This is a genomic window from Lysobacter enzymogenes (assembly GCF_900106525.1).
GTDB lineage: Bacteria > Pseudomonadota > Gammaproteobacteria > Xanthomonadales > Xanthomonadaceae > Lysobacter > Lysobacter enzymogenes.
The window spans coordinates 1-6,894 of sequence record NZ_FNOG01000020.1; the positions used below are offsets into that span (position 1 = coordinate 1).

The window sequence follows — 6,894 nt, forward strand, 5'->3', positions numbered from 1 at the left end:
GCCGCTCCTACAGTCGGATACGAACCCCCGAGATCATCATTCCGGCGAAAGCCGGAATGCGTATGGCCGTTGCCGTGGCCGTTGCTCTTCGCTCCCCCCGCCGCCACGAACTCGCCACAGGCAATGAGAGACCCGGAGGGCGGCGCGCAGGACGCGCGCCGTGCGCCACCCAGGCCATGGATGGCCTGTGTGGCGCATCCCTGCGAACGCACCGAACCTTAGTGGCTCTTGATTCGAAAACAGGGAAAGCGCCTTTCTTTGGTTACTTTCTTTGGCAAGACAAAGAAAGTGACCCGGCCGCTTGCGGACGGAAGCTGTTGATCTTGGCGGGTCATCACTCGTTGCTACGAGACAAGCACAAGCAACATCAAAATGGGTTCCGGCTTTCGCCGGAATGACGGCGTGGGAGCTTCGGGTCTTCGGGCGAGTTCGGCGGAGCCGCGTCGCTGCGGTTGGATTCCGGCTTTCGCCGGAATGACGGCGTGGGGGTTGCGGGCTTCGGGAGGTTGCAGCGGAGCTACGTCGCTGCGGTTGGTCGCGACTTGCGTCGCTCCTACAGGGGCTTCGGCCGGTTTCGTGTCCTGCTGCGGCAGCGCCAGGGAAGGCGGCCACGCGCCAGGGACGACCAATGGCATTTGCCTGCGCCACCGCTGCCGGACATGCTCGCCCCATCGTGCGATCGCGGCGGCACGACAGGCCGAAGGGCCGCCGCCTGCCGCTCAAGAGCAGGACTCCATGACCGCTTCCACTTCGCTGCGCTTCATCGCCGTCGCCGCTCTAGCGACCGCAGCATCCGCCGCCTTCGCCGACACACCCGCAGCCGCCGACGCCCCCACGCCAACCATCGACCCCGCCACCCGCACCGCCATCGAAGCCACCTGTTTCGACTACCTCGACGGCCAGCTCGAAGGCGACCCCGAGCGCGTCGCCCGCTCCCTGCACCCCGACCTCGCCAAACGCCGCGCACTCGGCGAAACCGCCGACGAAAAACTCGGGCTGCGGCGCATGAGCAAGGAAGAACTGGTCGACCTGACCCGCCGCGGCGCGCTCAAAACGCCCAAGGCGCAATGGAACCGCAGCTGCACCGCGCTCGACGTCGCCGGCAACGCCGCGGTCGCGCGCGCGGAAACGCCGTGGTTCGTCGATTTCTTCCACCTCGGAAAATTCGGCGACCGCTGGATCATCGTCAACGCGCTGTGGTACTCCAAGCCCAAACCGGCGCAGCAGTGAAGGCGGCGCGGGTGCGGACTCGCGCACGATTTCGGACGCGCCCGCACCCCGGCCCTCGCCGCCGCGCGCTACAGTGACGCCGCGTCCACGCAGCGGGCCGCGGCCGCCGGCCGTGTTCCGTCGTGGCCTCCCGTCCCGACCGGAGCCCGCCATGCCTCGCCTTCGCCTGAGCTTCGCCGTGTTGCTGATCGCCGCCGCCCCGACTCTGGCGCAGGCCAAGAGCGCCTGCCTGATCCAGGGCCAGATCGGCGGCATGGTCATCAACGAGTGCACCGAAACCGATCAGAACCTGCCCGACGACCAGCTCAAGCAGCAATGCAACGGCAAGGTGCCGGGGCTGGAGGAAGTCGGCGGCCACGCCGACGCGCGCATCGTCGCGGCCTGCCCCGGCGGCGCCGACGGCGTGTGCGAGGCGCCGATGGGCGCGCAGGCGCGGATCTATTACTACAAGCGCGCGCCCGAAGCGCTGGCGACGGTGCAAAGCGCCTGCGAGGCGCAGCGCGGCAAGTGGGTCAAGCCGTGACAGCGGGGCGGTTCGCGGCGCTGTGCGTTGGCGCGTTCGCGGCCGCGGCATCGATGCCGCCGGCGCGCGCCGATACGCCGGCATCCGATCCGTCCTCGCCGTCGTCCTCCGCTTCGTCCGAACCGCCCGCGTTCGACCGCCCCGGCATCGCGTTCTCCACCGGCACCCTGCCGCGCGGCGGTTTCGCCTGGGAACAAGGGCTGCCCGACTTCCAGCGCGACCGCAGCGGCGGCGTGCGCAGCACCGGCTACAGCGCCGACACCAACCTGCGTCTGGGCCTGACCGATACGCTGGAACTGCAGCTGGCGACCTCGCCCTACAACTACCAGCGCCAAAGCGGCGGCGGCATGCGCAGCAGCGCGCGCGGCGGCGGCGACACCGCGCTGGCGCTGAAGCTGGCGCTGCCCTCGTCGAACGACAAATTCAGCTGGGCCGTGCTCGGCAGCGCCACCGTCGCCACCGGCGACCGCGACTTCAGCGACGGGCGCGACCATTACGCGCTCGGCGCCACCGTCGCCTACGACTTCGACGACGCCACCTCCGGCTCGCTTTACCTCAATGTCGAACGCAGCGGCGGCGCAGACGCCTGGACGTTCTCGCCGAGCCTGAGCCGCGCCTTCAGCGCGCGCTGGGGCGGTTACCTCGAAGCCGGCTGGACTCGCACCGCGCACGCGCCCGACACCGGCGTGGCCGGCGCCGGCGTGACCTTCATGGCCACCCCGACGATCCAGCTCGACGCCTCGCTCGACGCGGGCCTCAACGACGCCGCGCCGGACTGGCAGGGCGGCGTGGGCGTATCGTTGTTCTTCCGCTGATCCGTTTCGCCGCAGGTACCGCTCATGGAAGACAACGTCTACGCCCCGCCCACCGCCAACGTCGTCGCCGACGCGCCGGCCGCCGGCACCGGCCGCTTCTACGTGGTGGCGCCGTTCAAGTTCTGCCTGCTGTTCTTCTTCACCCTCGGCCTGTACCAGCTGTACTGGTTCTACATGCAGTGGGCGCGCTACAGCCGCCGCCATCCGCAGCAGACCGTGTGGCCGGTGGCGCGGGCGATCTTCGCGGTGTTCTTCGCCCACTCCCTGGCCAAGCGCCTCGACGAGGCCGTACGCGAGCGCGGCGAGCGCTCGGATTGGGCGCCGATCGCGACCGCGACGGCGTACGTGGTCAGCCAGATCCTGGGCAACGTGTCCGACCAGTTGGCCGCGCGCAACATCGGCCTGCCGTACAGCGACCTGATCGGCACCGCGATGCTGGTGCCGATCGGCCTGAGCCTGCTGCGCATGCAGGCCGCCGCCAACCGCGCCAGCGGCGATCCGCAGGGCGACGGCAACCGCCGCCTGGGGCCGGCCAATTACGTGTGGCTGGTGATCGGCGCGGTGCTGTGGCTGTTGCTGTTTTCCAACTACTTGCTTTGAACGCGCACCGTCGCGACGACGGGCAATGACCCGCGCCGCGGCCGAACCGATGGGCGTGGCGCGGCTCCCGCGGCGGTGCTAGCGTCGCCGTCAGTGCGCGCCCGGCGCGCTGCCGCCGGAGCCCCGATGCATCGTCCAGCCCGTCGTATCGCCGCGTTGTGCTGCTGCACCTTGTTGGTCCTGGCCGGCTGCAACCGCGCAGCCGCTCCCGCTCCCGCGGCCGCAACGCCGCCCGCCGCCGGCGCGGACAACGACGCGGCGCAGGCGCGCCGGATCGAAGCCGACGTGCGCTTCCTCGCCGACGACCTGCTGGAAGGCCGCGAAACCGCCACCCGCGGCTTCGACCTGGCCGCGCTGTACGTGGCCGAACGCCTGCGCGCGCTCGGCGCCGAGCCGGCCGGCGAGAACGGCGGTTATTTCCAGAACGTGCCGCTGCTGCGCGCGCAGCGCCTGGACGGCGGCGGCGAGCTGCGGATCGAACGCGCCACCGGCACGGTGGCGTTGAAGTTCCGCGACGAATTCCTGCCGCAGCTGGATTTCGCCAGCGGCCAGAACCAGGTGACCGCGCCGGCCGCGTTCGTCGGCCAGGCCGTGTTCGCGCCGGAGCTCGAGCAAGACGACTTCACCGGCATCGACCTGCGCGGCAAGATCGCGGTGTTCTTCAACGGCGCGCCCAAGCGCTTCGATCACGACCGGCGCGCGTTCTACAGCGGCTACCGCGAGAAGCTCGCGGCGGTGGCGCAGCGCGGCGCGATCGGCGCGGTGATCGTCGCCACCGACGACGAGGAGAAGCGCAGCCCGTGGGCGCGCGGCGCGCTGAACTGGGACAAGCCCGGCATGCGCCTGCGCGATGCCGACGGCCGCGCGCTGGACACCTTCCCGCAGTTGCGCGTGGTCGCGAACGTAGCGGCCGCGCGCGCCGCGGCCGTGCTCGACGCCGGCGACCACGACACCGGCGCGCTGTTCCGCCAGGCACGCGACGGCAAACTGCGCGGCTACGACCTGCCGGGCACGCTGAGCCTGTCGGCGCGCAACACGCTCCAACCGGCGCAGTCGCGCAACGTGGTCGGCCGTCTGCCCGGGCGCGACCCGGCGTTGCGCGGCGAGCATGTCGCGTTCACCGCGCACCTGGACCACCTCGGCATCGGCGCGCCGGTGAAGGGCGATGCGATCTACAACGGCGCGCTCGACAACGCGCTGGGCGTGGCGGTGATGCTGGAAGCGGCGCGGCAGCTCGCCGACAGCGCGGCGCCGCGCAAGCGCTCGCTGCTGTTCGTGGCGCTGACCGGCGAGGAGAAGGGCCTGCTCGGCGCGCACTGGTTCGCCGACCATCCCAGCCCCCCGGGCGCGAAGCTGGTGGCCAACGTCAACATGGACATGCCGGTACTGCTGGCGCCGACCACCGATGTGATCCCGATCGGAGTGGAGCATTCCAGCCTGCAGACGGTGCTGACCCGCGCGGCGGCGCAAACCGGGGTGACGCTGTCGCCGGATCCGTTGCCGGAGGAAAGCATCTTCATCCGCAGCGACCAGTACGCCTTCATCCGCAACGGCGTGCCGGCGGTGTATCTGATCGGCGGGCTGACCGGCAGCGAGGCGGCCAAGCGCCAGTTCGGCGAGTTCCTGCGCGGCGAATATCACCGGCCCGGCGACGATGTTTCGCAGCCGATCCAGTACGCCGACGCAGCGCGGCTGGCGCGGCTCAATGCGCGCATCGGCGAGGCGATTGCCGGGCAGGCGCAGCGGCCGGCGTGGAATGCGGGGGATTTCTTCGGCGAGAAGTTCGCCAAGGGGGCCAAGCCTTGAAGGCTTGGTCGCGGCTGAGAGGAAAGCGTCGGGCCTGAAGGCCCTCCTACAAAAACCGGTGGAGCCGCCGCTCCTGTGCGAGGGCCTTCAGGCCCGACGCCTTGCGCTCAGCCCGCCGCCGCCCCGCCTATACTCGAAGCCATGAGCGAACCCCACCTGCGCACTCTCGGCCTGCTCGGCGGCATGAGCTGGGAATCGACCCTGCCGTACTACCGCCTGATCAACCAGACCGTGCGCGAGCGCCTCGGCGGCCTGCATTCGGCGCGGCTGCTGCTGTACAGCGTCGACTTCGCCGAAGTCGAACGCCTGCAGCACGCCGGCGACTGGGACGCAGCCGGCGCGCTGCTCGGCCGCGCCGCGCGCTCGCTGCGCGACGGCGGCGCGCAGTTGCTGGTGATCTGCACCAACACCATGCACAAGGTCGCCGACGCGGTGGAGCAGGCCGCGCAACTGCCGCTGCTGCACATCGCCGATCCCACCGGCGCGGCGATCCGCGCCGCCGGCCTGGGCCGCATCGGCCTGCTCGGCACGCGCTTCACCATGGAGCAGGACTTCTATCGCCAGCGGCTGCAACAACAACACGGGTTGGAAGTGCTGGTGCCGGACGAGGCCGAACGCGAGGCGGTGCACCGGATCATCTACGACGAGCTGTGCGTGGGTGTGATTCGCGAGGAGTCGCGGCAGATTTATCGCGAGATCATCGCCGGCTTGGTCGCGCGCGGCGCGCAGGGCGTCATCCTGGGCTGCACCGAGATCGGCCTGCTGATCGGCGAGGGCGACGTCGATGTCCCGCTGTTCGACACCGCCGCGCTGCACGCGCGCGCCGCGGCGCTCGCGTCGATCGGCCAGGCCTGAGCGCACGCCGCGGGGTGGTGCCGGCCGCATTCGCAAGCCACACTGGCCGTATCCGCTGCGACAGGAGTGCGCAATGAACGATCGTCCCAACCCCGGCTGGTTCGGCCGAAACTGGAAATGGTTCGTCCCCACCGGCTGCCTGACCGTGCTGCTGCTCGGCGCGTTGCTGCTGTTCGGCCTGATCGGCCTGGGCATCAAGGGCGTGTCGGGCCTGATGAGCGGCAGCGAACCGGTGCGCCACGCGATGCAGCTGGCCCAGGCCAATCCCGAGGTCAAGGCCGCATTCGGCGAACCGCTGGAAACCGGCCTGGGCTTCCAGGGCTCGCTGACCACCGACAACGACAGCGGCGCGGCCGATCTGTCGCTGCCGATCACCGGGCCGAAGGGCAGCGGCCGCATCTATATCAAAGGCTCGCGCGAGGCGGATCGCTGGACGTATCGCTTGATCGAAGTCGCTATCGACGGCAGCGAGCGGCGGATCGATTTGCTCGGTCCCGCTGCGAAACCGGCGGCGCCGTTGGAGACGGCACCGGAAGATGGCAAGGACGAGGGCGAGGCGCCTGCGGAAGAATCGGCTGCGGCTTGAGCGACGCTCTGGCGGCGATTTCCCGCTTCGCTTCGCCGCGAGGTTCGCGCCCCCCGCAACCTGCAATTCGTCATTCCGGCGAAAGCCGGAATCCATTTTGATCTTGCCGTTGCCGTTGCTCTTCGCTGCCCCCGCCGCCACGAACTCGCCACAGGCAACCGTAGACCCGAAGGGCGGCGCGCAGGACGCGCGCCGTGCGCCACCCAGGCCATGGATGGCCTGTGTGGCGCATCCCCGCGCAGGCTCCGAACGATAGTGGCTTTTGATTCGAAACAGGAAAAAGCACTTTCTTTGGTTACTTTCTTTGTTGCTTTGGACAAAGAAAGTGACCCGGCCGCTTGCGGACGGAAGCATTTGATCTTCGCTGGTCGTCAGGTGTAACCAAGAGGCATAGGCGAAGTTCGTCGTAGGTGCGTTGGCGCGGTCGCGACTTGCGTCGCTCCTACAGGGGCTCCGGCTGGTTTCGTATCCGACTGTAG

8 protein-coding genes are annotated in these 6,894 nt (G+C 69.7%); all 8 read left to right on the top strand.

Translation table 11 applies throughout. From position 1 onward, the window contains the following. A partial coding sequence (locus BLU84_RS27630) for a hypothetical protein (protein ID WP_211664609.1) occupies positions 1-398 on the top strand: 398 nt, incomplete at its 5' end. Between the two features lie 337 nt (positions 399-735). Further along, positions 736-1,230, top strand: coding sequence for a nuclear transport factor 2 family protein (locus BLU84_RS25285; protein ID WP_083383103.1), 495 nt, complete (start codon positions 736-738; stop codon positions 1,228-1,230). A 151-nt stretch (positions 1,231-1,381) separates the two neighbouring features. Further along, positions 1,382-1,753, top strand: a complete 372-nt coding sequence (locus tag BLU84_RS26975; protein WP_074873765.1) for a hypothetical protein — start codon at positions 1,382-1,384, stop codon at positions 1,751-1,753. A 53-nt stretch (positions 1,754-1,806) separates the two neighbouring features. Next, positions 1,807-2,568 carry a transporter gene (locus BLU84_RS25295; RefSeq protein WP_074873771.1) on the top strand — a complete coding sequence of 254 codons (762 nt, stop codon included), beginning with the start codon at positions 1,807-1,809 and terminating at the stop codon, positions 2,566-2,568. 24 nt (positions 2,569-2,592) lie between these two features. Then, the gene (locus BLU84_RS25300) at positions 2,593-3,168 is read left to right on the top strand and encodes a hypothetical protein (protein ID WP_074873773.1); all 576 of its coding nucleotides are present in this window, start codon (positions 2,593-2,595) and stop codon (positions 3,166-3,168) included. A 126-nt stretch (positions 3,169-3,294) separates the two neighbouring features. Continuing rightward, a complete protein-coding gene (locus tag BLU84_RS25305) occupies positions 3,295-4,974 on the top strand; it encodes a M20/M25/M40 family metallo-hydrolase (RefSeq protein WP_074873775.1) in 1,680 nt (559 codons plus the stop codon). A gap of 141 nt (positions 4,975-5,115) precedes the next feature. Further along, complete coding sequence (locus tag BLU84_RS25310) at positions 5,116-5,829, top strand: aspartate/glutamate racemase family protein (protein ID WP_211664610.1); 714 nt, start codon at positions 5,116-5,118, stop codon at positions 5,827-5,829. 73 nt (positions 5,830-5,902) lie between these two features. Then, complete coding sequence (locus BLU84_RS25315; protein WP_074873777.1) at positions 5,903-6,415, top strand: cytochrome c oxidase assembly factor Coa1 family protein; 513 nt, start codon at positions 5,903-5,905, stop codon at positions 6,413-6,415. The last annotated feature ends 479 nt before the right edge of the window (positions 6,416-6,894 follow it).

What these genes read in the sequence shown, in the direction of transcription:
- BLU84_RS25285 (WP_083383103.1), top strand. Translation starts at nt 736, where the DNA reads ATGACCGCTTCCACTTCGCTGCGCTTCATCGCCGTCGCCGCTCTAGCG.
- BLU84_RS26975 (WP_074873765.1), top strand. Translation starts at nt 1,382, where the DNA reads ATGCCTCGCCTTCGCCTGAGCTTCGCCGTGTTGCTGATCGCCGCCGCC.
- BLU84_RS25295 (WP_074873771.1), top strand. Translation starts at nt 1,807, where the DNA reads ATGCCGCCGGCGCGCGCCGATACGCCGGCATCCGATCCGTCCTCGCCG.
- BLU84_RS25300 (WP_074873773.1), top strand. Translation starts at nt 2,593, where the DNA reads ATGGAAGACAACGTCTACGCCCCGCCCACCGCCAACGTCGTCGCCGAC.
- BLU84_RS25305 (WP_074873775.1), top strand. Translation starts at nt 3,295, where the DNA reads ATGCATCGTCCAGCCCGTCGTATCGCCGCGTTGTGCTGCTGCACCTTG.
- BLU84_RS25310 (WP_211664610.1), top strand. Translation starts at nt 5,116, where the DNA reads ATGAGCGAACCCCACCTGCGCACTCTCGGCCTGCTCGGCGGCATGAGC.
- BLU84_RS25315 (WP_074873777.1), top strand. Translation starts at nt 5,903, where the DNA reads ATGAACGATCGTCCCAACCCCGGCTGGTTCGGCCGAAACTGGAAATGG.